At 55.0% G+C, this 25,602-nt stretch carries 37 protein-coding genes and 3 pseudogenes; 38 read left to right on the top strand and 2 right to left on the bottom strand.

What is annotated here, in order from left to right:
- Nucleotides 1-118 precede the first annotated feature (118 nt).
- The 20 genes and pseudogenes from LA04_RS05495 (at nt 119) to LA04_RS05410 (ending at nt 11,689) form a co-directional block, all read left to right on the top strand.
- Entirely contained in the window at nt 119-550 is a 432-nt protein-coding gene (locus tag LA04_RS05495; protein WP_047650770.1) for an antirestriction protein, read from the top strand.
- A 42-nt stretch (nt 551-592) separates the two neighbouring features.
- The gene (locus LA04_RS05490) at nt 593-1,003 is read left to right on the top strand and encodes a DUF1380 family protein (protein ID WP_032663704.1); all 411 of its coding nucleotides are present in this window, start codon (nt 593-595) and stop codon (nt 1,001-1,003) included.
- A gap of 49 nt (nt 1,004-1,052) precedes the next feature.
- Entirely contained in the window at nt 1,053-1,250 is a 198-nt protein-coding gene (locus LA04_RS05485; RefSeq protein WP_047650769.1) for a hypothetical protein, read from the top strand.
- A gap of 134 nt (nt 1,251-1,384) precedes the next feature.
- Complete coding sequence (locus LA04_RS24625) at nt 1,385-1,669, top strand: hypothetical protein (protein ID WP_047650768.1); 285 nt, start codon at nt 1,385-1,387, stop codon at nt 1,667-1,669.
- Nucleotides 1,670-2,021: 352 nt separating this feature from the next.
- Nucleotides 2,022-2,294, top strand: a complete 273-nt coding sequence (locus LA04_RS05475; protein ID WP_047650767.1) for a hypothetical protein — start codon at nt 2,022-2,024, stop codon at nt 2,292-2,294.
- A 43-nt stretch (nt 2,295-2,337) separates the two neighbouring features.
- Nucleotides 2,338-2,703 (top strand): hypothetical protein, encoded by a 366-nt coding sequence (locus LA04_RS05470; RefSeq protein ID WP_045261360.1) that lies wholly within the window; start codon nt 2,338-2,340, stop codon nt 2,701-2,703.
- 67 nt (nt 2,704-2,770) lie between these two features.
- A complete protein-coding gene (locus tag LA04_RS05465; protein WP_047650766.1) occupies nt 2,771-4,783 on the top strand; it encodes a ParB/RepB/Spo0J family partition protein in 2,013 nt (670 codons plus the stop codon).
- A gap of 37 nt (nt 4,784-4,820) precedes the next feature.
- Complete coding sequence (psiB, locus tag LA04_RS05460; protein WP_047650765.1) at nt 4,821-5,255, top strand: conjugation system SOS inhibitor PsiB; 435 nt, start codon at nt 4,821-4,823, stop codon at nt 5,253-5,255.
- Nucleotides 5,252-5,983, top strand: a complete 732-nt coding sequence (locus tag LA04_RS05455) for a plasmid SOS inhibition protein A (RefSeq protein WP_047650764.1) — start codon at nt 5,252-5,254, stop codon at nt 5,981-5,983. The genes psiB and LA04_RS05455 overlap by 4 nt, the downstream gene beginning before the upstream one ends.
- A 133-nt stretch (nt 5,984-6,116) precedes the next feature.
- Nucleotides 6,117-6,332 (top strand): annotated as a pseudogene (locus LA04_RS24935) (DUF5431 family protein); the annotation flags it as partial.
- Nucleotides 6,277-6,399 carry a type I toxin-antitoxin system Hok family toxin gene (locus tag LA04_RS24690; RefSeq protein WP_326929942.1) on the top strand — a complete coding sequence of 41 codons (123 nt, stop codon included), beginning with the start codon at nt 6,277-6,279 and terminating at the stop codon, nt 6,397-6,399. The pseudogene LA04_RS24935 and the gene LA04_RS24690, both read left to right, overlap by 56 nt.
- A 32-nt stretch (nt 6,400-6,431) precedes the next feature.
- Nucleotides 6,432-6,581 (top strand): annotated as a pseudogene (locus LA04_RS24930) (DUF5431 family protein); the annotation flags it as partial.
- Nucleotides 6,526-6,648: a type I toxin-antitoxin system Hok family toxin gene (locus LA04_RS05445; RefSeq protein ID WP_233456288.1), complete on the top strand. Its 123-nt coding sequence runs from the start codon at nt 6,526-6,528 to the stop codon at nt 6,646-6,648. The pseudogene LA04_RS24930 and the gene LA04_RS05445, both read left to right, overlap by 56 nt.
- A gap of 880 nt (nt 6,649-7,528) precedes the next feature.
- On the top strand, nt 7,529-7,849 hold the full coding sequence (locus LA04_RS05440) for a hypothetical protein (protein ID WP_047650760.1): 321 nt from the start codon (nt 7,529-7,531) through the stop codon (nt 7,847-7,849).
- Between the two features lie 59 nt (nt 7,850-7,908).
- Nucleotides 7,909-8,370 (top strand): DUF1419 domain-containing protein, encoded by a 462-nt coding sequence (locus tag LA04_RS05435; protein ID WP_052119524.1) that lies wholly within the window; start codon nt 7,909-7,911, stop codon nt 8,368-8,370.
- Between the two features lie 87 nt (nt 8,371-8,457).
- On the top strand, nt 8,458-8,658 hold the full coding sequence (locus LA04_RS05430; protein ID WP_013087182.1) for a hypothetical protein: 201 nt from the start codon (nt 8,458-8,460) through the stop codon (nt 8,656-8,658).
- A 40-nt stretch (nt 8,659-8,698) separates the two neighbouring features.
- Nucleotides 8,699-9,490, top strand: coding sequence for an N-6 DNA methylase (locus LA04_RS05425; protein WP_047650759.1), 792 nt, complete (start codon nt 8,699-8,701; stop codon nt 9,488-9,490).
- A 43-nt stretch (nt 9,491-9,533) separates the two neighbouring features.
- Nucleotides 9,534-9,869: a hypothetical protein gene (locus tag LA04_RS05420; protein WP_047650758.1), complete on the top strand. Its 336-nt coding sequence runs from the start codon at nt 9,534-9,536 to the stop codon at nt 9,867-9,869.
- A 688-nt stretch (nt 9,870-10,557) separates the two neighbouring features.
- Nucleotides 10,558-10,851, top strand: coding sequence for a hypothetical protein (locus tag LA04_RS05415; RefSeq protein ID WP_047650757.1), 294 nt, complete (start codon nt 10,558-10,560; stop codon nt 10,849-10,851).
- Nucleotides 10,852-10,867: 16 nt separating this feature from the next.
- Complete coding sequence (locus LA04_RS05410; protein ID WP_032663726.1) at nt 10,868-11,689, top strand: DUF932 domain-containing protein; 822 nt, start codon at nt 10,868-10,870, stop codon at nt 11,687-11,689.
- A gap of 28 nt (nt 11,690-11,717) precedes the next feature.
- Here LA04_RS05410 and LA04_RS05405 read toward each other — a convergent pair whose 3' ends face one another.
- Complete coding sequence (locus tag LA04_RS05405) at nt 11,718-12,257, bottom strand: lytic transglycosylase domain-containing protein (protein ID WP_047650756.1); 540 nt, start codon at nt 12,255-12,257, stop codon at nt 11,718-11,720.
- Between the two features lie 573 nt (nt 12,258-12,830).
- Here LA04_RS05405 and LA04_RS05395 point away from each other — a divergent pair.
- A complete protein-coding gene (locus LA04_RS05395; RefSeq protein ID WP_023327730.1) occupies nt 12,831-13,226 on the top strand; it encodes a relaxosome protein TraM in 396 nt (131 codons plus the stop codon).
- 32 nt (nt 13,227-13,258) lie between these two features.
- Here LA04_RS05395 and LA04_RS05390 read toward each other — a convergent pair whose 3' ends face one another.
- Entirely contained in the window at nt 13,259-13,900 is a 642-nt protein-coding gene (locus LA04_RS05390) for an Arc family DNA-binding protein (protein ID WP_047650754.1), read from the bottom strand.
- A 196-nt stretch (nt 13,901-14,096) separates the two neighbouring features.
- On the opposite strand from LA04_RS05390, the gene LA04_RS05385 reads away from it, so the two are divergent.
- The 17 genes and pseudogenes from LA04_RS05385 to LA04_RS05305 all read left to right on the top strand — a co-directional run bounded on the left by LA04_RS05385 (nt 14,097) and on the right by LA04_RS05305 (nt 25,588).
- Nucleotides 14,097-14,450, top strand: coding sequence for a type IV conjugative transfer system pilin TraA (locus LA04_RS05385; protein WP_047650753.1), 354 nt, complete (start codon nt 14,097-14,099; stop codon nt 14,448-14,450).
- A gap of 3 nt (nt 14,451-14,453) precedes the next feature.
- Nucleotides 14,454-14,756: a type IV conjugative transfer system protein TraL gene (gene traL / locus LA04_RS05380; protein WP_047650752.1), complete on the top strand. Its 303-nt coding sequence runs from the start codon at nt 14,454-14,456 to the stop codon at nt 14,754-14,756.
- Between the two features lie 6 nt (nt 14,757-14,762).
- Nucleotides 14,763-15,344 carry a TraE/TraK family type IV conjugative transfer system protein gene (locus LA04_RS05375; RefSeq protein WP_032663614.1) on the top strand — a complete coding sequence of 194 codons (582 nt, stop codon included), beginning with the start codon at nt 14,763-14,765 and terminating at the stop codon, nt 15,342-15,344.
- A gap of 11 nt (nt 15,345-15,355) precedes the next feature.
- On the top strand, nt 15,356-16,096 hold the full coding sequence (gene traK, locus LA04_RS05370) for a type-F conjugative transfer system secretin TraK (protein ID WP_023338038.1): 741 nt from the start codon (nt 15,356-15,358) through the stop codon (nt 16,094-16,096).
- Between the two features lie 2 nt (nt 16,097-16,098).
- Nucleotides 16,099-17,502 carry an F-type conjugal transfer pilus assembly protein TraB gene (traB, locus tag LA04_RS05365; RefSeq protein ID WP_047650805.1) on the top strand — a complete coding sequence of 468 codons (1,404 nt, stop codon included), beginning with the start codon at nt 16,099-16,101 and terminating at the stop codon, nt 17,500-17,502.
- Nucleotides 17,503-17,513: 11 nt separating this feature from the next.
- Nucleotides 17,514-17,993 carry a hypothetical protein gene (locus tag LA04_RS05360; protein WP_047650751.1) on the top strand — a complete coding sequence of 160 codons (480 nt, stop codon included), beginning with the start codon at nt 17,514-17,516 and terminating at the stop codon, nt 17,991-17,993.
- Nucleotides 17,990-18,265, top strand: coding sequence for a hypothetical protein (locus LA04_RS05355; RefSeq protein ID WP_047650750.1), 276 nt, complete (start codon nt 17,990-17,992; stop codon nt 18,263-18,265). The genes LA04_RS05360 and LA04_RS05355 overlap by 4 nt, the downstream gene beginning before the upstream one ends.
- Before the next feature lie 149 nt (nt 18,266-18,414).
- Nucleotides 18,415-18,969, top strand: coding sequence for a type IV conjugative transfer system lipoprotein TraV (gene traV, locus LA04_RS05350; protein WP_047650749.1), 555 nt, complete (start codon nt 18,415-18,417; stop codon nt 18,967-18,969).
- A complete protein-coding gene (locus LA04_RS05345; protein ID WP_047650748.1) occupies nt 18,966-19,220 on the top strand; it encodes a hypothetical protein in 255 nt (84 codons plus the stop codon). The genes traV and LA04_RS05345 overlap by 4 nt, the downstream gene beginning before the upstream one ends.
- Nucleotides 19,217-21,770 (top strand): annotated as a pseudogene (traC, locus tag LA04_RS05340) (type IV secretion system protein TraC). The gene LA04_RS05345 and the pseudogene traC overlap by 4 nt, the downstream one beginning before the upstream one ends.
- Nucleotides 21,767-22,180, top strand: a complete 414-nt coding sequence (gene trbI, locus LA04_RS05335) for a type-F conjugative transfer system protein TrbI (protein ID WP_047650747.1) — start codon at nt 21,767-21,769, stop codon at nt 22,178-22,180. The pseudogene traC and the gene trbI overlap by 4 nt, the downstream one beginning before the upstream one ends.
- Nucleotides 22,177-22,812 (top strand): type-F conjugative transfer system protein TraW, encoded by a 636-nt coding sequence (traW, locus tag LA04_RS05330; protein ID WP_047650746.1) that lies wholly within the window; start codon nt 22,177-22,179, stop codon nt 22,810-22,812. Before trbI ends, traW begins: the two co-directional genes overlap by 4 nt.
- The gene (locus LA04_RS05325) at nt 22,809-23,159 is read left to right on the top strand and encodes a hypothetical protein (protein WP_047650745.1); all 351 of its coding nucleotides are present in this window, start codon (nt 22,809-22,811) and stop codon (nt 23,157-23,159) included. The genes traW and LA04_RS05325 overlap by 4 nt, the downstream gene beginning before the upstream one ends.
- A gap of 445 nt (nt 23,160-23,604) precedes the next feature.
- Nucleotides 23,605-23,997 (top strand): hypothetical protein, encoded by a 393-nt coding sequence (locus LA04_RS05320; RefSeq protein ID WP_047650744.1) that lies wholly within the window; start codon nt 23,605-23,607, stop codon nt 23,995-23,997.
- Complete coding sequence (locus tag LA04_RS05315) at nt 23,988-24,266, top strand: hypothetical protein (RefSeq protein ID WP_047650742.1); 279 nt, start codon at nt 23,988-23,990, stop codon at nt 24,264-24,266. The genes LA04_RS05320 and LA04_RS05315 overlap by 10 nt, the downstream gene beginning before the upstream one ends.
- Nucleotides 24,257-25,270 carry a hypothetical protein gene (locus LA04_RS05310; protein ID WP_047650741.1) on the top strand — a complete coding sequence of 338 codons (1,014 nt, stop codon included), beginning with the start codon at nt 24,257-24,259 and terminating at the stop codon, nt 25,268-25,270. Before LA04_RS05315 ends, LA04_RS05310 begins: the two co-directional genes overlap by 10 nt.
- Nucleotides 25,271-25,372: 102 nt before the next feature.
- Nucleotides 25,373-25,588, top strand: a complete 216-nt coding sequence (locus LA04_RS05305; RefSeq protein WP_047650740.1) for a hypothetical protein — start codon at nt 25,373-25,375, stop codon at nt 25,586-25,588.
- The last annotated feature ends 14 nt before the right edge of the window (nt 25,589-25,602 follow it).

Here is a 25,602-nt window from a genome sequence, read left to right as displayed (position 1 = left end):
CCCGTGAAGGCTTTGCGCTGCGGCTTGCGGCGTCGCCCCTGTGTCCTCCGCTTTTCGCCGGTCTGTCGTGTCGTCACGGCGATGCCGGAACCGAGAATATGTTAACCGTGGAGGATCTATGAACCAGACCGTGACCTGTTGTGATGCCGTTCGTCTTGAGGGGGCGCAGCGCCTGACTTTCCTGCCTGATTTGTTTGGCGGCGATTTTATGACGTCCGAGGCATCCGTGTACGCCTATGCCTGGCGTTACTGCCCTGAGTATCAGGGGGGATTCTGGCAGTTTTACCGGCTGCCGGAAGGTGGCGGATATATGGCGCCTGACGTGGAGAGCCTGACCCTGTGCAATCCGGGCAACTGGTTTGAGCAGACTGTCAGCGGGGAGGTGGCGGGGATCATCCTCACGGCGCTGGTACTGAATCACCGGAGCTGGCACCACAGTAACCATGACCATGAGGAGCTGTGCCGCCACTTCTGCCGCCGTTATGAGCAGCTTATGGCATTTGCTGATACCCATCCTGAAAGCGCCACGATCTGGCGTGCTCTTGACTGATTCACCACGGGCGGCAATGCCGCCCCACTAATGGAGAAAAACATGATTGGTACAGCAAAAGAGATAGCCATCGAAATGCTGCGTGATGACGATAATGACGGCGAGAAATTTGTATTCGCCAGCTGGAGCCGGAACGATATTCGCGGTCTCTGCATTGACTGGGATCTCAGTGATGAAGAGATCGACGTGGTGATGGAAAGACTGGAGGCAGAGTTGTATCCCTCCGGATGTGTCCCTCTCATCTACAACATTGTTGAGGTGATGGTGGAAGAAAAACGGAAACACCGTAATGTCACCATTCCGGCAGCGGCGCTTGCGGTGGTGATGCAGCTTGCAGGGAAGGAAATGGAGCGTATCGCCGTATGCGCTGAGGATGGCGGCGGATCGGCAGAAGAAACCCTGAAAGAAGAAAACGACGTCATGTTGAGCCTGCGCGCTGCGCTCGATGCCTGACAGAGAAACCGGAGGCGTTGCCTCCGGAAACTGAAAAAAGGAGAACACCATGCAACTGTCACCGGAAACCCGCAGCATCCTGCGCCAGTATAAAACGCTCATCAACGCGCGACGTCGCGAATCAGGACTCAGCCCCGTAACCACAGCGAAAGTGCTGGATGAGATCTGCGAATCGGCTACCCGCCAGTGTGCCGTCTGGCTTTGCGGCCACTTCATTCTCGATGGCGGTCAGAGCGACAGACTGTAAATAATCCGGGCGGGGCATCTGCGCCGCCTGTTCGCGCGCGAAAACCCTGTCATCCCTTCAGGCTGACGGGGCGGCAAGGCCAGCGCCTGCGGCGCTGCCCCCTCCCGCCCTGATGTAAGCCCTGAGCGATGCAGATGAAAACCCTTGTGAGGGAAAATTGTCACGGATACGGTCCTGCGTGGCGTGGCGTGGCGTGGCGTGGCGTGGCGTGGCGTGGCGTGGCGTGGCGTGGCGTGATCACCGGCTATGAAACCCGATCAGCAAATTTTCTCAGAACACCTGAACCCCACTTCTGGCCCCCTTCGGCTCCCGGCCAGCTGCGCCGTCCGGTCGTCGAGCCCCACTCCGCCAGGGCCGCTGCTGCGCACCGTCCAGTCTCCGCCGAATCCCTTCGGGGTTCGGGCTTCGCTAGGGTCTGATGGCTGAGGTCAAAGGCTGCGGCTTCTCCGGCCGTGCCGTCCGGAACGCCTTCACCGCGCCGGCGGAGCCGTCGCTTTAATGTCGCCACGCCGTTCCGACGTGTCGGGTGTGTGCATCCTGTTCATCCGGTGAGGCCATCACCCTGTCCGTCCTCACGCGGAGGGCTGCTTGTAGCACCGTCGTGTCGTCCTCAAAAGGGTGAAGTGAACGCTGCCAAAACTTTTTGCGAAGGGCCGCAAAAACTGTTGTCAGCGCCCTTTTTCTGCCGCCCCGCCGTCGCTCCCCTTGCCCTTTGCCGCGAGAGTACCAGCCAGGGAGATGGATAAACCATCACCACAGGAGAAAACCAGGATGCACACACGAAACGTCAACGTCAAAACCGCCGGAGAAGAAACCGCCGGAAGATGTGGGGAAGAGCAAAACCCTGTTTCTGTCGCGCGGGAGTGGGTGGCTCAGGCCACTTCGCTGAAGGCGGGGGTCACCGTCACCCTGTCCGACGTGTCCCGATACGGCGACGTGCAGGTGGAGATCCGCACCAACGGAACGCTTAACTGGCGCGCCTGGTCGTTTGAACCGGATTTTCTTTTTGAACTGAAACGCAATCTGCAATACGTGCAGCTTTAACCGGAGGCCGGATGTCCGGCCTTAACCCAGAGAAGGAGGAAAAATGCAGAACCTTAACACCCGTCCGGCGACCCGTAAGGTCGGGCAGAGCACCGAAATCGTGAAGCTGCTGCGCATTCAGGCCAGCGACACCCACGTGGTCGAGTTTGACAACGTGGACACCCGCTTTAACGACTGCAACAACTGGCAGGTGATGGCAGGAGGGAAACGAGTCCTGTACAGCAACCGCATGTATGAGCGTTTTTCAGATGTGAAATCGGGGATCGTGGCAACGATCAACGTATGTGAAAACAGCGGCAGCGTAACGGATAAAGCGATGCTGGAAGGGGCAAAAGTCATGATGCAGGTTCTTGATGGCTATCCGTCCTTTGCTGCACTGGCAGCACACCCGAAACGCATCACTGATTAATCGAGTGCCGTGACCGGATAGCCCTCCGGCCACGGCTAACCACAACTATCACTGAGAGGTAAAAATCATGGTCGCCACCAATACTACGGCAAAAAAGACAGCTAAGACCACCCGTCAGACAAAATCTGCGGAAAAAATCGCGCAGTCTACCGAGCAGAAGCTCGTCCAGCTGCTCGCTGATACGCCCGTGCAAATCTTCCCGTACTCCCGCCTGTCACACACTGGCTTAAACACGCGCATCATTCCGCATACCGATCGGGAAGTGGAAGAGATGGCAGACAGCATTCAGGCAATGGGCATCCTCCAGAACCTGATCGGTGCAGAACTGCCGGACGGTACGATCGGCATTGTCGGCGGGGAAGGTCGCCGCAGAGGCACAGGCATTCTGGTGATGCGCGGTGTGCTCGATGCAGACACGCCGTTTGTTCCGGTGAAAGTCCTGCCCGTGGAGATGGCTGTGGCGGCCTCGATGATCGAGAACGGTCGACGTAAAAACATGCATCCCGCCGAGCAGATTATCGGTTTTCGTACCCTTCAGCAGGAAGGTAAAACGGCTTCTCAGATCGGCGCCCTGATGGGTTATCACCCGCGCCACGTTCAGCGCTGCCTGAAGCTGGCGAATCTTGCCCCCTCCCTGCTGGATGCGCTGGCGCGGGATGAAATCTCCCTTGAACAGTGTGAAGTCCTGACACTTGCTGATACCCATGAGCGTCAGGAGCAGGTCTGGAAAGAGGCTGTTGAAAAGTGGCGCGATCCTGCCGTACAGACTCTGCGTAAAATGGTGACCGACGACAAGATGGCCATCAGTCACCCGATGTTTGAGTATGTGGGCGAGGAAGCCTATACCGCCGCTGGCGGTACGCTGGCCGCCGACCTGTTCAGCGACAAGGACAGCACCTTTGCCGATGCGGCGCTGGTGAAATCTCTGCTGGCTGGCAAGCTCACCGTGCTCGCCGCCCGCGTTAAGCAGGAGCAGGGCTGGGGCTGGGCTGAGTATCGTATGACGGAACTCAGCTTCAGCGGTGAGGACGGTGAACTTTACCGTTTTGCCATGCCGAAAGCTGTCCTGACGGAAGAAGAACAGAAGCGCGTCAGCGAGCTGGAAGAACAAAGGGACGCCACTGAAACCTGCGATGACGAATACGAGCTTCAGCAGCAGATCGATGACATTTACTGCGAGGCAGAGTATCGCGAAGCCACGCCGGAATTTCGCGCCGCCCACGGTATCTGGGTGTCATGGGATGGTAACAATTTTCGGGTTCAGCCAGGTATCCGCAAGCTGACCGACGAAGACCGGGCAGAAGAAGAACAGGCGCGTCAGGAACGTGAAAAGAACGTGATCAGATACACCACGCCTGACATTCCCGCAGACGCCTATCCGGCAACGCTGGTTAAGGCCATGTCAGCCGAACGTACTCTGGCTGTTCAGGCCGAACTGGCGGGTCGTCCTGACGTATCGGTGGCGCTCCTGACGTGGACGCTGTGTCTTGCGCTCTTTGAACGCACCCACGGCAAGCGCAGCCAACCGCTGAAAGCCTCCGTGTCCTCGAATCAGTATCACCTTGCATCACTGGCTCCATCCGGTGACGAAGGGAAGGCGCTGACGGCGCTCAATGCACAGAAAAAAGCGCTTCAGGCAATGCTGCCAGAAAACTGGCATCTCGATTTCACCTGGCTGCTGTCATGGTCAGCAGAGCAGATAAACACCCTGCTGGGATTCTGTGCGGCACACGGTATCAACGGTATTCAGGAGCGTATGTACAACCATACGCAGAAAAGCGAACTGGACGGGCTGGAAGCGGCGCTGGACTTTGACCTGCGCAAATGGTGGCAGCCGGATGCTGAGAGCTACTTCGGCAAGCTCACGATTTCCCAGATTGGCAAAGCCTATGAAGAAGCCGGACTCAGCGCCCGTGCGGGTGAAGTTGTGAAGCTCAAGCGCCGCGATGCGGCAAAGGCCGCCGAACAGGATCTGAATGCTCAGGGCTGGCTGCCTGACTGGATGGTGCGCACAGCGCCAGCCGCTGGGGCTGAAGAAGCCACCGAAACCGACGCTGACACCACTGACCACGCTGCTTAATACCGGAGGCCGCCGCCTTCGGGCGGCGGGAACAGAGATGACCATGCAATATGACCTGAACCGAATCAACACCCTGACCGCATCCTACCTGGAGTTTATCCGTCAGCAGGGCGAGGTCGCGCGCCGCGCCCTCAGCGATGCCGTGACCGGCCTCCTGTCGACACCTGAAGGATGGCGCGTCTGCGCCGAGTTCCGCAGCGAGTTCGGCGGCTTCTTCCCCGTCCAGTGCCGCTTCAGCGCGGACGGCAGTGATGACTGGCATCTGTGCGTGTGCAGCCCCGGCGAAGTCTCGCCGTACTGGCTTCTGGTGCTGCTGTCCTCCGGCGGTGACGTGGTGCGTACCCTTTACCAGAGCGACACGCTCCAGCCTGATCGGATAAACCAGATGGTCGCGCAGCTGGCAGGTATGCGCCGCTTTAACTGCACTGCCAGCACCGTGGTGAAGCTGATGAATGTGGAGGTGACAGCATGATCCCGTCCTCACACGCGCTCGTTTCCCTGAAGCCCGCCCGTCAGGCTGCAATACAGGCTATCAGCCATGTTGAGTCTGCCCGCGAACGCGGCGCACGACTGCCCGCCATGCCGTATGTGCGTACATTTCTGCGTCTTCTTACGGGCAGCGGGCGTCTCAACGCCACGGTGGCCAATAAAATACCTGGCCTGCACTGGGTGCCAAATAACCGTCATTCGAACCTGAAACAGGTCGAGGAGGCGCTTAACACCATGATCGCCACCAGTGGCGAAGCCTGCCCGCTGCCGCTCACGATTGACGTACAGGCCGAACTGTTTCCTGAAGTCATGCACACCCGCACGGGTCGACGGCTGCACAGGTCTGGCATTAAGACCACGCGCCAGCTGCGCCGCCAGTCTCGTGATTACGAACAGCGCTGGAAACTGCGCCAGAACCTGCTGGAGCAGGCAAAAATCGACCTGAATTTTCAGTCACCGGAAACCGTCTGCACCTGGTACACCCGGTGGAGCGACGAGTTTGACGCGGCAGAGCTTGCCGGACCGTTCTGGCGCTGGCAGTCGCGGTTCGCGTCGCTGAAGGAACTTGACTGGCTTCGCATCAGCGGCGAGCCACTGTATACAGTGATGTACGATATCCCGTTTATCGTCCGGGAAACGCCGGAGAACATCCGCATGGCTGAACGCTGGCAGGTTCCGAACAAGTTGCGGTATCAGCAGGGGGCTGAATGACGCGCAAAAATGATGAGGATTTATACAGTTTTCAGACTGTTATTCCTGGGCAGATGATCGACGACGGGATATAATGGCGTTGGCGCTTGAGGCTTTTTGCCTCATGACGTGAAGGTGGTTTGTTACCGGTTGTGTGGCAAAAAGAAGAAAGCCCCGTAGGAAGTTAATTTTCATTAACCAACCAAACGAGGCCATCTGCTTGACTAGACACCAACAGAATAGCCTCTTAGCAGCCGCAAGGCAAGGAGAAGACGGCTATGAAACTGCCACGAAATACCCTGATCTGGTGTGTATTGATTGTGTGTCTCACACTGCTGATATTCACTTACCTGACACGGAAATCGCTCTGCGAAATCCGTTACAGGGACACGGACAGGGAGGTGGCGGCTTTCATGGCTTACGAATCCGCNAGTTAATTTTCATTAACCAACCAAACGAGGCCATCTGCTTGACTAGACACCAACAGAATAGCCTCTTAGCAGCCGCAAGGCAAGGAGAAGACGGCTATGAAACTGCCACGAAATACCCTGATCTGGTGTGTATTGATTGTGTGTCTCACACTGCTGATATTCACTTACCTGACACGGAAATCGCTCTGCGAAATCCGTTACAGGGACACGGACAGGGAGGTGGCGGCTTTCATGGCTTACGAATCCGCTAAGTAGCCAACCCCGGCGGGGGGAAACTCCCGCCACTAAGGGGCTGAGGCTGTCTGGACATGCCTGAAGCGCCTTTATGAAGGGGTTGCCGGTTTACCGGTAGCCCCTTTTTCCATCCAGAAGGGTGCAGTCGCATGCATGAACAACCCGGAAGGTCTGTTCCCCTGCGGGGAACGGGGGAAGGGGGACGCGCCTCCGGCGCTGCCCCTCGGCTCCCTCCACCTTGTCCACACTCCAGCCTTTCCTGCCTGATTTTGCTGAAGTCAGCGCGCCATGAGTTACCTGCCTGTACCTGGCTTCAGCCTGGTTTTCCCTGTGTTCTTCATCCCGGGCGTCATATCCGGCGTCCTGCTGGTTAACTTTCTCAGCTGCAGCTCAGTGGCCATAACCCGAAAACAGGGCAGGGCGGTGGCCCCCTTCGGCTCCCGGCCAGCGTTGCTGTCCGGTCGTCGAGCCCCACTCCGCCAGGGCCGCTGCTGCGCACCGTCCAGTCTCCGCCGAATCCCTTCGGGGTTCGGGCTTCGCTAGGGTCTGATGGCTGAGGTCAAGGGCTGCGGCTTCTCCGGCCGTGCCGTCCGGAACGCCTTCACCGCGCCGGCGGAGCCGTCGCTTTAATGTCGCCACGCCGTTCCGACGTGTCGGGTGTGTGCATCCTGTTCATCCGGTGAGGCCATCACCCTGTCCGTCCTCACGCGGAGGGCTGCTTGTAGCACCGTCGTGTCGTCCTCAAAAGGGTGAAGTGAACGCTGCCAAAACTTTTTGCGAAGAGCCGCAAAAACTGTTGTCAGCGCCCTTTTTCTGCCGCCCCGCCGTCGCTCCCCTTGCCCTTTGCCGCGAGAGTACCAGCCAGGGAGATGGACAACCATCACCACAGGAGAAAACCAGGATGCACACACGAAACGTCAACGTCAAAACCGCCGGAGAAGAAACCGCCGGAAGATGGGGGAAAGAACAAAACCCTGTCTCGCACACGATCCTCGTCGCTGAGACGAAAAAAAACTCTGAGGAGGAATCGGACGTTCTGGAGTTCAGCAGCCTTGCTGAGCTGAAGAAACTGCGCAGACGCTGCCCCGAAACAATGCGCTGCACCTATTTCTACGCCCTCAGCAGCGGCGTCGATAAACAGTTCCGCCATATCCATGTGGCTGAAGCTGACCACTTCAAACAGTTTGTGCGCCTGATCGAGCGCGCAGGTATCGACATTTAAATCCGGCTCACCCCGTGCGGCAGCCGCCGCACGGAACCTCATCAGACAGGAGCATAAAAATGAACGTTAACACCCCGGCCGCTGCACCAATGGCCTTTTTCGTTCCGTCACATAACGCCGTTTATGACCGGGCAACCCAGCTGGAAGGGCAGTGGGTGACTCAGCGTGAAGCAATAACGCTGGAATCCCTTCGCCGTCTCTATCCGGATGCGGAGCTGATCCCCGCGACTCTGGTACAGGAAAAGCAGAATGACGGCTATCGCCGTCCCTGGGCGGAAATCACCGAGGCCCGGTATATCGACCAGCTGGAAACGTTGCCGCCAGTGGACTGGTGCAGGGGGTATGGCGGGGAGTCGTTCAAGTCGATGGAATTTACGGGCGGGGATGTGACCGCGATTTTTGTCCGGTACGGCGCGCGTTTCTTTGAGTGCCATGACCTGCACACCCGCCATCACCGGGAGCTGATTGGCGACGTGATCGCCCGTTTCTGTCTCGATGCGCCGCTGAATTCCGCGCATTAAAAAAGCAGGGTTGCCCCTGCTTTCTCAACGCCGGTTAGCCGCTGGAACGGTGAACCGGCAATCACAACCAAAGTAAGGAGATTGATCGTGAAATTTGACCCGCAAACTGTCGCACAGGCGAAGGCATTTGTAAATGCCCTCCGCGCCGGAAAACGCGCTCGCGTCCCCGCGCTGCGCTTCTCACAGTGGCAGCCGTTCCTGTCCGTGGTAAATGCCGAAACGGGCTACGCCACCGATGCTGACTGCGGTCTGGCTGTCAGCGTCTACCCGGCGCTTGGACTGGCTTAACAGGAGACGGCCGCCCGCGGGCGGCCGGTAAGGAGAAACCATGTCACAACTGAGTTTTGAATCCCTGTTCCTGGCAGACCAGATTGATCCGCAGCCGCAGGGTTCTGCGCCTGCCCGGATGCTGTCGCCAGCTGAGGCGCGTAAAGAGTTCGCCAGTGTCTTCCGTCAGACGGCGAAAAATATGCGCCGTTCCGAAGTGTTCCGCGACTTCATCACCCTGGCAGCCAGCGAGCTGGATATGGCCCGTATTCGCTCGCCGGAGAACATCGAAAACAGCCGTCGCATCTGCGAACGGTATCAGCCGGACGATCTGGACGCCATGAAGCAGCTGTTCTGCCTGTTGGTGGAGGGGCTGGCGGGTGAAATTCATGATTTCCTCGGCGCGCTGTATATGGAGCAGGAGCTGGGCGCGGATGAAATGGGGCAGTATTTCTCTCCGTCCTCCATCTCCCGCCTGATGGCCGGACTACTCATGCCCGGCGCTCAGGAGACGATAAAGCGTGAGGGTTGGATGACACTCGATGAGCCTGCCTGTGGTAGCGCCGGTATGGTCATTGCCTTTGCATACTGGATGACTGAGGCGGGATATAACCCGTCAGAACAGCTGTATGCCACCTGCACAGATATTGATCCGATGGTGGCTGATATGGCCTTTATCCAGCTGTCACTGCTGGGTATCCCTGCGAAAGTCGTGACCGGTAATACGCTGACCCTGAAAGCAAATCGCGTGCGTTATACCCCCGTTTATTACTTCAATGACTGGCAGGGACGTCTGGCGTTCCGCAGCCGTTTCGAAGCTATGAAAAACTTTCTGGCCACCGTGGCCGCCTGACTGACAGAGCGGCAGGGCAGACCTGCCGCGGGGAGAGAGAAAAATGATGAGCAACACACTGAACGCTGTTCCGGCCACCGTGCTGGAGACGATGGCAGAACGCCTGCAAGGCCAGTCTGAACCGCTAAAAATCCGCAGCAACGATGATCACGCCGCGCTGGCTGCAGATGTGCTCTGGAAATTTGCCTGTAAAACCGGGCTGAACAGGGAAAGCGAAAGCGTGCAAACTGTCATCACGGATTTTCTGGCCAATCTGCTGCACCTGTGCGAACAGTGCGAGCCGGACGGGGCGGGTATCGACGGATTTAATGCCCTGCTGAATATGGCCATGATGCACTATGAGCAGGAAAACGGAGGTGACAGCGGAGAACCGATCTGATCGGAAATCCTGGCCCCGGTGCATATCATCGGGGCAACCGCATAAACCCTCTTTCCCCTTCGGGGAAACGGGGAGGGCGAAAGCGCCTCCGGCGCTCCTGCCTTTCCCCGTTGCTGTGCTTCTCTCCTTACATGCGATCATAACCGGCGTCCTGCTGGTTAACTTTCTCAGCTGCAGTTCCGTTATGGCCATAACCCAAAAACAGGACAGGGAGATGGCCCCCTTCGGCTCCCGGCCAGCGCTGCTGTCCGGTCGTCGAGCCCCACTCCGCCAGGGCGGCTGCTGTGCACCCGCCGGGCTCCGCCGAACCCCTTCGGGTTTCGGGCTGACGCTAGGGTCTGATGGCGAAGGTCAGGGGCTGCGGCTTCTCCGGCCGTGCCGTCCGGAACGCCTTCACCGCGCCGGCTGATGCCGTCGCTTTAATGTCGCCACGCCGTTCCGACGTGTCGGGTGTGTGCATCCTGTTCATCCGGTGAGGCCATCCCCCATGCGTCCTCACGCGGAGGGCTGGTCGTAGCACCGTCTGGTCGTCATCCGAAGGGTGAAATGCACTCCGCCAAAACTTTTTGCGGGGCGCAAAAACTTTTGTCTCCGCCCTTCTTCTGCCGTCCCGCCGTAGCTACTTGGCCCTTGCCGCGAGAGTACCAGCCTGGGAGATGGACAACCACCACCAGAGGAGAAAAGCAGGATGAACACACAGAACGTCAACGTCAAAACCGCCGGAGAGGAAACCGCCGGAAGATGTGATTCAAACCTCACAATGTCCCAGTTCACGGATCTGTTTTGCTGGGTCCTGGCAGCATCGGAAGGGGAGCCACAACCGGCAATTTTTACGCCGCCAGTGAATGCCACTGAGCTGACGTTAATTAATGACGAATGCCCGGATTATATCTCTGTCTGGTTTGTAGATGGTCGCCCGGTGGCAGCTGCAATGCCGCTGGATAATTTTCATCGCGTTATTTCTTCATCTTTAACTAAATAATCAGGAGTAAATAAAAATGGTCAGTTTCGCAAGCCGCTATCGTATGCCTACCTCGATCCGTAAAGACCGTCCGTTGACGAATGAGGAATTACAGCTCATCGTTCCGAGCGCGTTTTCATCGGATAAACACGATTCACGCTCTGAACGCTATACATATATCCCGACCATAAACATACTTGATCGTTTACGTGATGAAGGTTTTCAGCCGTATTATGCTACGCAGTCACGTACACGTGACCAGGATAAACGCGACTTTACAAAGCATATGCTTCGCCTGCGTCGTCATGACCAGATTAACGGAAAAGAAGTACCGGAAATTATTCTGCTGAATAGCCATGATGGTTCAAGCAGCTATAAAATGATCCCCGGTATGTTCCGTCAGGTTTGTAGTAATGGGTTGGTTGCGTGGAAGGATTTTGGTGAAATCCGCGTACCCCACAAAGGAGATATTGTCGGGCAGGTTATCGAAGGCGCTTACACGGTGCTGAAAACATTTGACGCGGTTGATGAAAATATAGACCTCATGAAAAGCATTCAGCTGACTTTGCCTGAACAACGCCTTTTTGGTGCGACCGCCCTGGAACTTAAGTACGATGGAAAACCAGCGCCGATTACACCGGAGCAAATTATTAACCCTCGCCGTGTGCTCGACAGAGGCCAGGATTTATGGACCACGTTTAACGTGGTGCAGGAAAATGTGATCCGTGGGGGGATTCGTGGCAGAACGGAAAAAGGGAAGATCACCAGAACGCGGGAAGTCACCGGAATAGATGGTGACATCAAATTAAATCAGGTGCTCTGGAAAATGGCTGAGGAGTTTGCAAAACTGAAGGCCTGAAAATTAAGCCGCTCAACAGAGCGGCTTTTTACTGTCCGCTGTTAAGCGATGCTGTTTCTGCAATTTTAATATCATGCTCCTTTCCCGCAGCTGGCGCGAGACGTTCAGAAAGTAACTTTTTTCTGGCCAGTAATACGCGATATATATTTTTGATATCCTGCGCATAGGCCTTGCGCTGCGTAATGAGCTTTTTGCTCGGCCCCGTATTATACATCCCCACGCTGTCCCAGTTTTTTCCGTATGACCTGAAGTTGTGCGCCAGTACCCATGCACCCGTATAAACGCACATACATGGATCATTTAACAGGCGCTCACGGGTAATATTGAAGTTTTTAAGTTTACCGTAATGAGAGCTGTTCACCTGCATCCCACAGACATCTTCTGTCCCATTCCTGTTTGATCCATTTATCGCATCTGGTACCAGATGGCTCTCTTTAATCGAAATTGACATAAGCAGAAGCGGATCAATTTGATAATCTTTCCCGGCCTGATCAAAGCACATCTGCGGAGCTGCGCCAGCAGATAGTGAAAGAGTCAGCAAAGCAGCAGGCAGTAACGATATTTTCATGGTTTGGCCTTTTAGCGAAATAAACGGGCCCTGGAGAGGCGCTTTAAAAAATACCCCGGCGGATCGTCGTAATCAAGTAAATTCACTACAAACGCGCGTGAACGCTTTCCTGATGGGATTTTACATCTGTCCGAAATAAACATGTCAGAGCAGTAGGCGGTATTAACATGCCGCTCTTTACTAACCCTTTAAAACATCACACCCCACGCAAGACTTCGTCTTGCAGATTTTTCTTTTAATTTCATGTGGATGCCTGCAAGAAATTTGCGCGTTATTGAACTGTGACCGTTTAATGTCGTACATACCGACACTACCCTATCGTATAATCCTGATACCTGTTAGTGTCGGTATGTCACACATGTATCGTACAATTGTAGATATGCTTTAATTACATTGAATTATATATCGCACAGTGTCACACTGTCGCACATCATAGTGCTGGATTGTACTACTGTATAGAGCAGAAATTCACAGAAGTATCAATCCATTGCACCTTTGCGCAGCAATATGAAAATCCACCAAAAGGCCATATATAGTGTCGGTTCCGACACTAACTTAAAACAGGTAAGAAATATGGGAAGAGTCGGCATTTACCTTAAAGATAAAATTGAACGTGAAGTTCGCGATATTGTTCAACAAGACCTGCAGAACGGCGCTAATGCTGGAGAAGCAAACATATCAGCTACCTGCAACGAATTAATCCGGCTTGGACTGCTTGTTTATAAACGCGATGGCGAGGATGGCAATCAATTTGATATCGAAGGATATCGAAGAGACCTCATAAGAAAAGCAGCCGGCTCACGCGAAGGCACAGTTCTCATTGCCACCCTAATCGCTGAGATGTATTTAAAAATGACAGGAAAAGACGGCGAAGGCAGCCTTGAAGATACGCTTGATATGATTTTAAGCGGCATAAACACAGCCGAGAACGAAGCAGAAGCAAGGCACTTCATCAACGAAAAAGAATAAATCTGTGAGCCGGACACCCCGGCCCACATCGATCACAGGGACGGTTTTTCATCCCAGGGAAGGTCACCTTTCTCCACCTCCTTTATTTTTTCCTTCAGGAAAACTTCAAACTCCATACAGAGAACTTTAAGTGCCTGTGCATCCTCGTTCTGGTCAAGCAACCTTTCCGTAAAGTAACCCAGCGTATTCATCAGGCGGGTGAGCATTTCGTCATTCAGACTACGGTTATGCACCTTCGCCATTGCCCTGATTTCATCAGCAAGATTCTCGGGAATACGCATGCTATATCCGGTTGTTTTCCCTGGAAGCAAAATTCGCTCACCCTCACGCCACATCCATAATTGCTCTTGTTTGGGCGAGGTTTTAATTTCATTAGCAACATCAACAGATTCACTATCAAGCAATTGCCCTAGCCATTCTTCAAATCTCACCGCCAGTGCAATAAGTCGCTCACCCTCCGCAGTTTTAATGACAGGTTTCCCAGGTTGATAATTCAGCGACAACAAAAGCCTGGCAATAATTTCCTCATTCACACTTCTGTTGCCAGTCCTGGCACATATTCTCAGCTCCATAAGCAGATTATCCGGAGCACGCAATCGCCACTCCACCGCTTCACCCGGCTGGAACTTGCGAGGACGGCCGCGACCATCCCACATTTTCTCTTTTACTTTCATAGCTATAGATCCCGGAGGCCATTTCCGAACTTTCTGGTCAACAAAGCCTACTCACTTACATATTCAGATAAATCCGAATGATTCTAAAAAGTGTGACATGCGTCACGGTTTTTTTTTTTTAGGGTCATGGGACAATTGCGCCCGCGTAAACAAGCACTTACGCGATTCACTTTTGTTTACTTCGGAGAAAACAAGCATGTTAACCAAAGGCAGTGCCCTTAACGTCGGTAAGGGATGGGCGGTAGCGTCTTTATTCCGCAAAGCACGCGAAAATCGCAAAGCTAAATTTTACTTAAAGTCAGCAAGCGCTTTTTTAATTGCACTCATGGTCACTCACCCGGCATTCGCATCCGGTACTGACCTTCTTTCCTCACAGAAAGCAACGGTTAATTCCACTTTCGGCTCTGGCTCATCACTGATTACATGGTTCTACATCGCCGAAATCATCATGGGCCTGTTTATTTACATTAAGGCCCGCAATCCATTGGTCTTTGTCGGTATTGTTATGGCAATCATCTTTACCCGCATCGCCTTCAACATCGCGAGCTAAAAGATGAGCGGGGAAGGAGATAAATATAACTTCCCGGAAACAATGAACCAGCAGGGCCGCTATTTAGGCTTACCAATTGACGAATTGATTGTTACCGCACCCCTTCTACTTTTCGGGGTGCTTAACAACTTGTCACTTGAACTTGGTGTAATCGCGGGAATTCTCTGGTTCATCGTCAGATATCTGAAGAAAGGGCAGGGGTCGTACTGGTTGCTTAATTTCTGCTACTGGCACCTGCCATCGCTTTTATTCAAAGCAACCTTTCGCCAGATACCTGATTCAAGTTTCCGGCACTGGAGGGCATAGTTTTTCATGAAACTGAATATTAAAGGAGAGCGCGATAAACAACTCCGCTATGCGTTTATTGGTCTTTCAGCTTTAACTTTAGTCATGGGCGTAGGGAATGTACTGACAGGGTCACTCGCATGGTATTTCGCCACAACCCAGAAAACCATCACCACGCCATTAACGTTTAACCGCCCATTTGCATCAGATTCTAAAAGTGTTGATGCCACCGGCCTGACACAGTTCGCCGCTTCCTTTATTTACTGGCGACTGAACGTTACTCCGGAAAACATCGAACATAACCAGAAAATGATTCTTGGATTTGTCCCCTCCGCCGAACGGGACGTACTCAAGAAAGCCCTGGACATAGAAACTGAGCGCATTCAGAAAGCGGGCATCACCACTCAGTTCGACACGAAAGAAATTCGCGTCATGGATGATGGCTCCGTGCAGTACAGCGGGGTACTGAAATCCTCCACCACAAACGGCGCAATCATCACGCCACTGAAAGACCAGGAAAAAACCTACCGACTGAAACTGAGCTATGACAACGGTGTGATTAACCTCCACAGCTTTGAAGAACTCAAGCCGGTATCTCCCACTAACTGACAGGACTGCCCATGAAATTTCGCATTTCACCGGCAGCTGCTGCTGTGTTTCTGGCAGCGGGATTATTTACCAGCGGCCTTCGGGCCGCTTCCGCACCCGCAGCCATTCCGTTTGAGAACGACGCCGCCTTTAACGTCACCCTCAGCAACACCAACCCGAGCAAGGTTGTTGTAGACGGAGAACTCATTACCAGCATCAGCGGACCAACCGGTGCGTATGACCAGAGCCAGACCGAGGACGGAGCGCTTATCCTGTCTCCGCTTGTCGGCCAGAACTTCACCCTGTTTATCCAGACTGACCACGGCTCATCGCTGAGCCTGAACGTCAGGCCGCAGCCGGGTAACGGCAAAACACTGCGCTTCACCCCGATGTCACCACCACTTCGTAAGAACGACGATGCGAAGGCATGGGAAGAAGGGCAGACCTATGAAAAAACGCTGGTTGCGCTATCCCGCGCTGTAGTCAATGGTCAGGTGCCGGACGACTACCGGGAATACCCGGTCAGCCGCATGCCGGCTTACACACCCGCCAGTGATGTACGCCTGACGCCTGAACGCCAGTTTGTGGGCAACCACCTGCGGGTTGTTCGCTTCCGGATGAGCAACCCGGGCAGCATCACCCGCAGCCTCCGCGAGCGCGATTTCTGGCGCAAGGGCGTCCGGGCCGTAATGCTGTCACAGAACCAGCTCTACGCTGGCGGCGAAGGCTATGCCTGGATTGTGTTTTCAGATGACGGAGACGCTCGCCCATGACCATAAGCCTGAATGAAAACCTGAAAACCCGCCGCAAGCAGCTGGCCATCCTGGCCGCCGTCATCATTGGCGGCGCAGCTGCAGCAGGCGGCGTAATGTGGTACGGGCAATACCAGCAAAAACAAAAGCAACCCGCACCGGCTGCAACACCAAACCTGACCGGCGTTGTGACCGCGACGTTTAACGAGCAGGTCAACGATGCCGCACTGACGCAGCAGCAGGCAAAGACCTCCGCCCTTGAGCAAAACCTTGCCACGCTTGCCCAGCAGTTCGCGCAGAACAAGCTCACCACCGAGCAAAAGCTGGCCGAAAAGGACGCTGAAATTCAGCGCCTGAACGACCAGCTTACGAAAGCCCCCGGCAGCAACGTGACCACTGGCCAGCAGACACCACCTGCAGGCCCGAACGGAACACCACTCCCCGGTCCCGTTGCTGCCGGTCAGGCCCGACCACCCGAATACAATGTGACCCCCGCAGGTGCACCGGCCGCCACTGGTGTGAATATGGGGCAGGGCGCAGCGTTCTACCCGGGCGGCTCAGGCCAGCGCATGACAGGCGGTCTGTCGACAACAAAGTTCAGCTACGACAGCCTGAAGAAAAAGCCAACTAAATTGCCCTGGATTCCTTCTGGCTCCTTCTCTGACGCCATCATGATTGAAGGTGCCGACGCCAACGCCAGCGTTACCGGTCAGCAGAACACCCAGCCCGTCACCATCCGCCTGCTGGGCAATATCCAGATGCCGAACAACAAAGAATACAGCGCTGACGGCTGCTTTGTTGTGGGTGAAATCTGGGGCGACATCTCCAGCGAGCGCGGGATTGTCCGGACAAAATCAATCAGCTGTGTACTGAAAAACGGCAAGCACGTTGATATGGAGTTCGATGGCCATGTCAGCTACCAGGGGAAAGGCGGCGTTCGCGGTAAGCCCGTTATGCGAAACGGTATGATTGTCGGCTACGCCGGCGCTTCCGGCCTCCTGTCAGGCTTTGGAGAAGGCATCAAATCTGCCGCCACACCATCCGTCGGCCTCGGCGCCACTGCAAGTGTTGGCGCAGGTGATGTGTTTAAGCAGGGCTTCGGAGGCGGAGCCAGCAAGGCGGCCGACACGCTGAGCCAGTACTGGATTAAACGCGCCGAGCAGTACCACCCGGTAATCGACATCGGCGCCGGCAACCTGGTCACCGTCGTGTTCCAGAAGGGCTTCCGCCTGGAAACCCTGGAAGACGCTGAGGACGCTAAAGCGAAAGAGGAACTGCAGAAAGCCGGCAATGCCGCGCAGAACGCCGTGACCCCTCAACCGGCGAGCCAGACCGCTACATCCAGTACCACCTCAGTCGGCAACATCAACCCGGATGACGTTCTCCGCCAGGCCAGCCAGCTGCGCCTCGGTGACACCATCAACTAAGGGAGCTGCATATGTCGTTTAAAACTGAGCTGGATGTTATCGAAGAAGACCTGAAGAAATGGCGTGCCGGGAAAAAGCTACATAAGTACCGGATATTTTGGTGCGCAGCAGCCCTCCCGTGCAGCATGTTTCTCGGCGGTGTTTTTTATCAACAGCCTGGATTTATCATTATGGGCGTGGTCCTAGGTTTCCTCTTGTTCCTGGCAGCATCACGCAAAATGGACGCTCCCGATAGCTGGGAAGGCCGAATCAATCAGGCATTGCAGTCGGTTAGCCCGAGAGATAAAGACGCGTTCGAAAAACTGTGCCGCACAGTGAAAGAGAAGAGGGCAATAGAGCCTGATGACATTGCTGCATGGCTCAAAGACGAAAAAGAAGCGCGTGCGCTTTTCGAGCGTCAACGAGATGAGCAGCAACGCTACAGCTTCACTGAATGGCTGGATAAACGGGAGCCTGACCAGAAGGCCGAATGTAATGAGGAGGGCAAATGAAAACAACAGCGCAGGGGGGCGGGCCAGACTGCAAAGCAAAGGATGTGAACCGTCGAGTAAGGATAACCATTAACTGGTTGTATTCGATCCTTTGGTGGCTCGGGTGGATAGCGGCAATATGGCTAAATATAAAAGGGTTAGAGGAGGTGTATGACTACCGTCGTTTGGGAGCACAGCTGATAGCCATCATCCTTATTTTATTACCCTGGCCAGGTGGCTCCACCGTCCCCCTGAAGGGATTGAATGACGATAACAAAAAGGAGCGCAAATGAAACGCATTGCCTCAGTTTTATTAATGGTGCTTTCTCTGGTCGTATTGCTGCGCAGCTAGTTTTCACTGTGATTCAGTGCAACTGCAAATAATCGAAACTGAGTATTACCCCTCCCTGAATACCCCTTAAATTAAAACCGGAGTTACCCCATGAAAAATCTACTGGGTGCTGCACTGCTGTGCAGCGCACTGACCGGCTGCGCCGGTCTCAATTCTGATTTCGACTGCAACAAGACCGCGACCGACCAGTGTCTGACTACTGGTGAGGCCAACAAGCTGGCCGCTCAGGGTAAAAGTCTGGATGACCTGACGGCAGAGAAAACCGCAAAAAAGCCTGCGGGTGAAACCCTGCCGGCACTGCGCAATTCAGCACCGGTTGTGAATCCCTTCCGTCCTGTCTCCGCCGCAGCAACCGGAACCACCGCCGCTAACTCTGGCGCACAGCGCCCTCTGACCACTGCGCCGGCGAAATCGTCTGGCTCGCTGGTCACGCCGCTGACCACGTCCAGTCATGCCACCCCTGTACCGGTTAACACGGCGGGCCGCGTTCCGGTTCAGCGTATTCCTGACGCCACGCAGCGCCTGTGGATTGCCCCCTGGGTGGACACGGACGACAACTTTCATCAGCCGGCTGTGGTCGAGTTCGTGAAAAACAAATCCCACTGGGATGAGAGCTACCGCGTCATCGGGGAGGGCGGGGAATGAGCAGCCACCACGTTTCCGGCAAGAACGGCGTCGATCATCTGGTGAAATCGTTAGTCCATTCACGTAAAGGAACGGCGCAAATCACCGCCACACAGTCAGTCGATACCGACGATGAAACGCTGGCCGTTCTGAGCGTGAGCTGTGACTGGCAGATTAAGACCGCCGGTGATGCACCGCACACCGGTCAGATGAACGAAGAGAAGCTGCGTCGCCTGGAGTTAATCCGGGCCGCTGCGGAGGGCCGAAAATGAGTTTTGTCGACAGCCTGATGGATATGCTGAAAAACGGGAAAGAGGAAGACGGGGCAGCAACGGCCCGCAACAACCTTTCCCAGACCTGGGACTATCCGTCCCTGGTTGCTGCGCTACCTTACCGGTATTACGACGACAAAAATGAAATTTTCGTCAACGCCGGCTCTGCGGGCTTCATTATGGAGGCTGCCCCGCTTCCCGGCGCGAACGAGCAGGTGATGGCCGCTCTCGATGACATGCTGCGTAAGAAGCTTCCCCGCCAGACCCCTGTGACCGTCATTATGCTTGCCAGCAAGTGTGTCGGGGAACGCATCGATCGCGGCGTGAGTAACGACATGTGGAAAGGGGGGATGGCCGATCACCTCAATAAAATCACCCGCGCGTTCTGGCAGCGTTCCGCCCTGCACGGCCTGGCCAACGAACGGGAATACCCGCTCTACCTGCGTAACTACCGTATCTTTATTGTCTACGGTCAGCCCATTAAGCGCGCTTCCCAGGTGCAGCGGGTGATGGATGACCTGATTCAGATACGTAACACCATCCGCGTCTCTCTGGGGGCCGCGCGCATCGACAGCATGAACACCGATGTGCACGCTTTCCTGTCTGCGGTACGCGAGCAGATGAACTACCGTCAGGAACAGGTATCCCGGGATTGACCTGAGGGTGCATCCATCGCATATCCGGATGGCACTGCCGGAAACCATTGACGCGCGCGGGACCCGTCTTCCGGCATCGGCATGCCGCATCATCAACATGCAGCTTGCTAAAAACCCGCGTCGATTCGCGCTCTGGCAGGGGGCTGACAATCTCCAGAACCTGCGTTTTCCCGATCTCGGGATACCCTGTCCCTTTATGCTGACCTGGACGACGGCGCTGGAAGAACAGACCAAAAGCCAGAGCGAGGCTTTCCGTAAAGACCAGGACCTGTCGAAAAAAGCCAACTCAGCCTATGCAGCACTCTTTCCCGGTACCAAAAAAGCGGCAGAGGAATGGCGACGTACCCGGGAACAGCTTCACAGCAATGAAATCGCGCTCTGCAACACCTACTTCAACCTGACCCTGTTCGCGCCGGACAACAATACCGAGGCGCAGAAGTGTGAACTGGCAGCCGTCAACGTGTTCCGTAAGAACGAGCTGGAAATGGTGACGATACAGTACCAGCAGATGCGTAACTGGCTGGCCAGCTTCCCGTTCGTCATGCAGGAAGGGATGTGGGAAGACCTGAAGATGACGGGGGCAACGCTGCGCGCCAAGTCATGGAACGCGGTGAGCCTGATGCCGGTAGTCGCCGAACGTCAGCTGTCCAACGTGGGTATGCCATTGCCGACCTACCGGAACCAGGTTGCGTTCTACGACATGTTTGGTGAGGAGAACGGCAGTACCAACTTTAATATCGCCGTCACCGGCACGTCCGGGGCAGGTAAATCCTTCCTGACGCAGGGCATCCTTCGCGATGTACTGAATGCCGGGGGGTACGCCTGGGTTATCGACATGGGGGACAGCTACAAGAACTACTGTCACCAGGCCGGCGGGGTATATCTCGATGGCTCTAAACTGCGCTTTAACCCGTTCGCCAACGTTAAGGACATTAATCATTCAGCGGAAGGGATTGTGCGCCTGCTGACGGTGCTCGCCAGTCCGACGCAGCCGCTGGATGGCGTCTGTGAAGCGATCCTGCAGAAAGCGGTAATGGATGCGTGGGAGAAGAAGGCAAATAAAGCCCGTATCGACGACGTTCATAATTACCTGACCAATGAGGATGTGAACCAGGCGTTTTCAGACAAGCCGACCATCATCGCGCGCCTTGCTGAGCTGGCCATGCTGCTCGATACCTACTGCACCTGGGGGCCTGACGGCGAATACTTCAACGCCGATGCCCCGACGCTCGATGGTGAAACCCGCTTCGCGGTGCTGGAACTGCTGAGCCTGGAAGACAAGCCGAAGCTGCTCTCGTCCATCCTGTTCTCGCTCATTCTGGCGATACAGGAAAAGATGTACCACAGCCCGCGCGACCTCAAAAAAGTGTGCATTATCGACGAAGCCTGGCGTCTGTTGGGCGGCTCCAACCCGCACGCGGCACGGTTTATCGAAACCGGCTACCGCACCGTGCGTCGTCACCGTGGGGCGTTTATCACTATCACCCAGGGCATCAAGGACTTCAGCGCCAGTAAGGAAGCGGAAGCCGCCTGGAACAACAGCTCCACCAAAATCACCCTCTTGCAGGATGCGAAGGCGTTTAAACAGTACCTTGCCGATAACCCGGATCAGTTCTCGGACATGGAAAAAGAAGTTATCCGTGGCTTCCAGCCCGCCCTGCAGACCGGTTACAGCTCCCTGCTGATAAACGCCGGTGAATATAGCTCCTTCCATCGCCTGTTCGTCGACCCCGTGACGCGTGCCATGTTCAGCTCGCGCGGCGAGGACTTTGCTTTCATGCAGAAAGCGCAGAAAGAAGCGGGGGCAACTGCGGAAGAAGCGGCGTATATGCTGGCGGAGAAAAAATACGGCAGTGAACTTCGTGAACTTGAAGAGTGGGTGAAAGCAGCATGAGTGAACAACAGAGCAAGCCGTATGACGGCGACAGCGTCCCCGACGGTGTAACAATCGCCAGCAAAACATCCCGCTGGGTTAAAGCCAGCATGCTGGGGCTGGCGGGACTTCTGGTTATGACAGGCGTGGCATATGTGACGGCGAAAGCCGTCACCCCGGAGGTGGTGGTCTTCGACATGAAGGGGACGGTGGACCTCTTCATGCAGCAGTCCGCTCAGTTACAGCTCGATGAAAACAGGGCTAAAGCGATGACCCAGCAGTTCAACGCGGCGCTGACCGGCAGCCTGGATGCATGGCAGTCCTCACACAACGCCATCGTTCTGGTGAAACCGGCGGTGATGAGCCCGCAGCGCGATATCACGAATGAAATTCGTGCTGATATCGCCCGACGCATCCAGGGGGGCCAGTGAAAAAACGACTGCAGCTGACGGCCATGATGCTGCTGATGCTTTCCGCCGGCAGCGGGGCGAAAGATCTCGGTACCTGGGGCAACGTCTTCGAGCCTGCAGAGCAGGACATGCTGGCGTTTATCCAGAATCGACTGAAGGGAATGGAGCAGACGGGTGAACTTGACCGCCTGCGCAAAGAGGCAACGGAAAGAGTGAAGGAGCATGCGGTACGTCCGACGCCGGTGGAAGGGCTCACGAAAGCGAAGGAATACCGCAGCTTTGCCTGGGACCCGACATTTACCGTGAAGGAAACGATCACTGACATGCAGGGCAACGTGATCGCCCGGAAGGGCGATACGGTCAATCCTCTGGATAAGGTGCCATTCAGCCAGGTGCTCTTTTTTATCGACGGCGATGATAAGGAGCAGGTGAAATGGGCCCGACAGCAGCTCGCCGGTCAGACCAGCGTGAAGGTCATCCTGGTGAACGGCAACATAAAAGAAACCAGCGATGCGCTGAATGAACGTATCTACTTCGACCAGTCTGGCGTACTGACCCGTAAATTCGGTTTTGAACACATCCCCGCGCGGATATCGCGCGACGGCCGCGTGATGAAGGTGGAAGAAATACCTGTTAAGGGAGACGGTAAATGATCTTTCTGCTTGTACTGTCCGGTATAACGGGGATCGCAGGTTGTGTGATTACAACAGCATGGTTACCGGCGAATCTGCGCTGGCAGGGAGCCCAGTGCGCGGTATTTACCCTGATTATTCAGGGATGCATTCTTAAGGTCATACCACTCGACACGGACGGTAGCGGACTTTTGATTGCTGCCGGACTGATGCTTTCCCAGTGGTTCGCCCCCCTTATCGCTAGAGAAACAGGGAAATTGAAAGTGCATTTCAGGATACCTTCAGTGCCGGGTTATCTCCTGATGTACATCCTGTGTCTGGTGCTGATCGGTGCCAGCTGGTTTCCCATCTGGATGGTTTTGAGATGAGATAACTCGAGTTGCTTACCAGAAGCTTTTGAGAAGCAAAAAAGTCAGCCCAAAAAATACAACGGTGAAACAGATAGCAAGAAAGAAATACGGAAAGCTGTGATGTGTGGAACCACTACCTGCTATCTGTCGCAAGTTTAAATCAGTAATTAAAGATGCCCATGCGAGTACAAATCCGAAGCAAATAATCAACAATGTCAGGAAAACATAATTAGCGACAGACGTCGCTGGAATACATGATCTCGCGCCCGTGCTGAGAAGTGCAAACAAGGAGCTGGAGGCAATTAAATCCCTCACCAGATTTCGGGTTGCTTCAAGTTGATTATCAGTTGGCTGTATACGCCTGAGTCTGTCCATCATTTTCCCCATTCTTTCCGTTCCCGTGTTTTAGCCAGTCCGCAAGAATTCTGATGATGCACGGTAAAATACATTAAAGGTACTCAAAATGACTGCAACAACGTTAGGTGACCTGTTTCCCGAAATGCGTCAGACGGTCACATCCCATCGGCGTTACGCCAGAAAACCGCGCAAACCCGCTGAGATAACGCCGCGCCAGGGAACAGCAGAACGGCTGAAGACGCTGTACCCCGAAATTGACTCCTGGCATCCGGTACTGGTGACCAAAGCCTGGCTCCACTGGTGTGAGCAGAACCAGCAGGACAGCCGGGAGCCGTCCAGGCGCGATGAACGCTTCCCGGACTACATCATTCACCTATTACTGGAGAACATGCGGGCCGAGGACAGCGCGAAACGTAAAAAGGGCCCGACGCTGTCACTTTCCGAGCGTCTCGACAGGTTGTTTGCAGGCGAAGAGCAGGAGAGCGCCGAATGTCACTGATACACAATACCGCTGTGCCGTCTGTGTCTCAGCATATGACAGGTCACAACGCTGATAACGAAGGCTGTGACGAAACCGTGAATCAACTCTGTCATCTGTACCCTGAAATCGCTTCATGGCAACCGGCGCTGATCGCCGGTGCCTGGCACAAGTGGTGCGCTGAGAACCAGCTTCAGCCGATAGCGCCGGACGAACGTGATGAGGCGTTTCCCCTGTACCTCGTCAGGCTTATCCGCAACAGAATGGAGGAGATGAACGCATGGCGTTAATCAGCTGCTTCACCGGCCCTCAGGGCTTGCAGGGAGTGCTCACCTGTTTGCGCGATACCGAGGGCATGACCGGTATTCTGGTCGTCGTTGCGCTACTCGCTGGCTGGATTGCTGTTCAGTATTTTGCAGATGCACGGCGTGTACGTCTGGCGTGGGAGAGCAGACCGGGATTACCTGTCCCTGTGGCGCAATTTGGCGGTGCCCGACATGCCGAAGCGGTTCATGCATTTGCTAATCGGGAATACTACCAGTTGCTACTGGCTGAACTGGAAAAGGCATTGACTGAAGAGGGCTATGTACTGACCCGTGATGAATCACTGCGCGTGACGATGCCAGAGGTCGATCGGCAAAAAATCAGCCGCCGGATTTTCCGGGCGCGCCAGTGTTATACATCACCGAGAGTAACTGAACAGACGATGCAGGACAGCGAAGATGCGGCAGTGAACGATGGGTACGCCGGCTCCTGGCTCAGCGTACTTATCCGGGGCAGTGAGCGGGAAGGGTGGTACATCAGCCGACAGATGACAGACTGGCAAAAACAGATGTGGCCCGTCAGGCAGGTGATCATCAATGTGACGTCTGATACGTCGACAATCACACGTGATCTGGTTCGGGGATTGAAAGAGGCCGTGCAAATGGTGAGTCGCACACCGTTCCCTGAAAACGATAATGTTATCAGTCTTTGCACTGTGCCCGTAGCATCCCCGGATCTACAGGTAACGATGATGCGTCAGTTGTGCAGTACGCCTCCGGGGTTCTTTCCTGGATTTGCCGGGCGGAACGTACCAGAGGAGCTGGCGAAGTTGATTGCTGTACCACAGGACGAAGAAAAGCGGGTTGTTGCTGTCTTCGCGCAGATAACCTCCCCACATTCAACAGAGAGGTTAGTCCGGTATCTGAATACTGCCGCTGACCGTATTTCCGCCGGGGAGGAACATACTGCTGAATACGATGATGACAATGGTTATGCCTTAATTGTCACACGTACTATTAAAGCTCACTGACTCAACCGCGCGGCCTTTCAGGATGTTCGGTGCTCACTGCGTTGCGCTCCGCCTCAGCCTGAATGCCCCCCGGTTTCCGTTTAAACCCGACCAGGTAACGCCATGAAAAAAGACCCTGTTACTGAAAAGGGCCGGAATGTCACCTCAGTACGTCACGATGAGGGTTCGGCCCGACAGATGGATGAAATCCTCAACGATAATCCACTGTACAAACCCTCGCATGTTCTGCGCGGCGCCATTCTTGCCCTGTACGAAATGAGCCAGGAAGAACGTCTGGCCATCATCATGAAAGCGGCCGGTAAAGCCAATAACCACTGATCCTTTTTAAGCCC

The organism is Enterobacter sp. UCD-UG_FMILLET (genome assembly GCF_000762975.1).
Lineage (GTDB): Bacteria > Pseudomonadota > Gammaproteobacteria > Enterobacterales > Enterobacteriaceae > Enterobacter > Enterobacter dykesii.
This window is presented reverse-complemented; position numbering and strand designations above follow the sequence as displayed.

Bases quoted from the DNA above. Each gene is read 5' to 3' on its own strand.
- LA04_RS05415 (WP_047650757.1), top strand. From the start codon at position 10,558: ATGAACACACAGAACGTCAACGTCAAAACCGCCGGAGAGGAAACCGCC.
- LA04_RS05405 (WP_047650756.1), bottom strand. From the start codon at position 12,257: ATGAAAATATCGTTACTGCCTGCTGCTTTGCTGACTCTTTCACTATCT.
- LA04_RS05485 (WP_047650769.1), top strand. From the start codon at position 1,053: ATGCAACTGTCACCGGAAACCCGCAGCATCCTGCGCCAGTATAAAACG.
- LA04_RS05375 (WP_032663614.1), top strand. From the start codon at position 14,763: ATGAAACTGAATATTAAAGGAGAGCGCGATAAACAACTCCGCTATGCG.
- LA04_RS05305 (WP_047650740.1), top strand. From the start codon at position 25,373: ATGAAAAAAGACCCTGTTACTGAAAAGGGCCGGAATGTCACCTCAGTA.
- traV (WP_047650749.1), top strand. From the start codon at position 18,415: ATGAAAAATCTACTGGGTGCTGCACTGCTGTGCAGCGCACTGACCGGC.
- LA04_RS05345 (WP_047650748.1), top strand. From the start codon at position 18,966: ATGAGCAGCCACCACGTTTCCGGCAAGAACGGCGTCGATCATCTGGTG.
- LA04_RS05475 (WP_047650767.1), top strand. From the start codon at position 2,022: ATGCACACACGAAACGTCAACGTCAAAACCGCCGGAGAAGAAACCGCC.
- LA04_RS05420 (WP_047650758.1), top strand. From the start codon at position 9,534: ATGATGAGCAACACACTGAACGCTGTTCCGGCCACCGTGCTGGAGACG.
- LA04_RS05410 (WP_032663726.1), top strand. From the start codon at position 10,868: ATGGTCAGTTTCGCAAGCCGCTATCGTATGCCTACCTCGATCCGTAAA.
- traK (WP_023338038.1), top strand. From the start codon at position 15,356: ATGAAATTTCGCATTTCACCGGCAGCTGCTGCTGTGTTTCTGGCAGCG.
- LA04_RS05310 (WP_047650741.1), top strand. From the start codon at position 24,257: ATGGCGTTAATCAGCTGCTTCACCGGCCCTCAGGGCTTGCAGGGAGTG.
- LA04_RS05425 (WP_047650759.1), top strand. From the start codon at position 8,699: ATGTCACAACTGAGTTTTGAATCCCTGTTCCTGGCAGACCAGATTGAT.
- LA04_RS05320 (WP_047650744.1), top strand. From the start codon at position 23,605: ATGACTGCAACAACGTTAGGTGACCTGTTTCCCGAAATGCGTCAGACG.
- LA04_RS05495 (WP_047650770.1), top strand. From the start codon at position 119: ATGAACCAGACCGTGACCTGTTGTGATGCCGTTCGTCTTGAGGGGGCG.
- LA04_RS05490 (WP_032663704.1), top strand. From the start codon at position 593: ATGATTGGTACAGCAAAAGAGATAGCCATCGAAATGCTGCGTGATGAC.
- trbI (WP_047650747.1), top strand. From the start codon at position 21,767: ATGAGTGAACAACAGAGCAAGCCGTATGACGGCGACAGCGTCCCCGAC.
- LA04_RS05385 (WP_047650753.1), top strand. From the start codon at position 14,097: ATGTTAACCAAAGGCAGTGCCCTTAACGTCGGTAAGGGATGGGCGGTA.
- LA04_RS05470 (WP_045261360.1), top strand. From the start codon at position 2,338: ATGCAGAACCTTAACACCCGTCCGGCGACCCGTAAGGTCGGGCAGAGC.
- LA04_RS05455 (WP_047650764.1), top strand. From the start codon at position 5,252: ATGATCCCGTCCTCACACGCGCTCGTTTCCCTGAAGCCCGCCCGTCAG.
- traL (WP_047650752.1), top strand. From the start codon at position 14,454: ATGAGCGGGGAAGGAGATAAATATAACTTCCCGGAAACAATGAACCAG.
- LA04_RS05315 (WP_047650742.1), top strand. From the start codon at position 23,988: ATGTCACTGATACACAATACCGCTGTGCCGTCTGTGTCTCAGCATATG.
- LA04_RS05465 (WP_047650766.1), top strand. From the start codon at position 2,771: ATGGTCGCCACCAATACTACGGCAAAAAAGACAGCTAAGACCACCCGT.
- LA04_RS05360 (WP_047650751.1), top strand. From the start codon at position 17,514: ATGTCGTTTAAAACTGAGCTGGATGTTATCGAAGAAGACCTGAAGAAA.
- LA04_RS05355 (WP_047650750.1), top strand. From the start codon at position 17,990: ATGAAAACAACAGCGCAGGGGGGCGGGCCAGACTGCAAAGCAAAGGAT.
- LA04_RS24625 (WP_047650768.1), top strand. From the start codon at position 1,385: ATGAAAACCCTTGTGAGGGAAAATTGTCACGGATACGGTCCTGCGTGG.
- LA04_RS05435 (WP_052119524.1), top strand. From the start codon at position 7,909: ATGAACGTTAACACCCCGGCCGCTGCACCAATGGCCTTTTTCGTTCCG.
- LA04_RS05390 (WP_047650754.1), bottom strand. From the start codon at position 13,900: ATGAAAGTAAAAGAGAAAATGTGGGATGGTCGCGGCCGTCCTCGCAAG.
- LA04_RS05440 (WP_047650760.1), top strand. From the start codon at position 7,529: ATGCACACACGAAACGTCAACGTCAAAACCGCCGGAGAAGAAACCGCC.
- LA04_RS05325 (WP_047650745.1), top strand. From the start codon at position 22,809: ATGATCTTTCTGCTTGTACTGTCCGGTATAACGGGGATCGCAGGTTGT.
- psiB (WP_047650765.1), top strand. From the start codon at position 4,821: ATGACCATGCAATATGACCTGAACCGAATCAACACCCTGACCGCATCC.
- LA04_RS05395 (WP_023327730.1), top strand. From the start codon at position 12,831: ATGGGAAGAGTCGGCATTTACCTTAAAGATAAAATTGAACGTGAAGTT.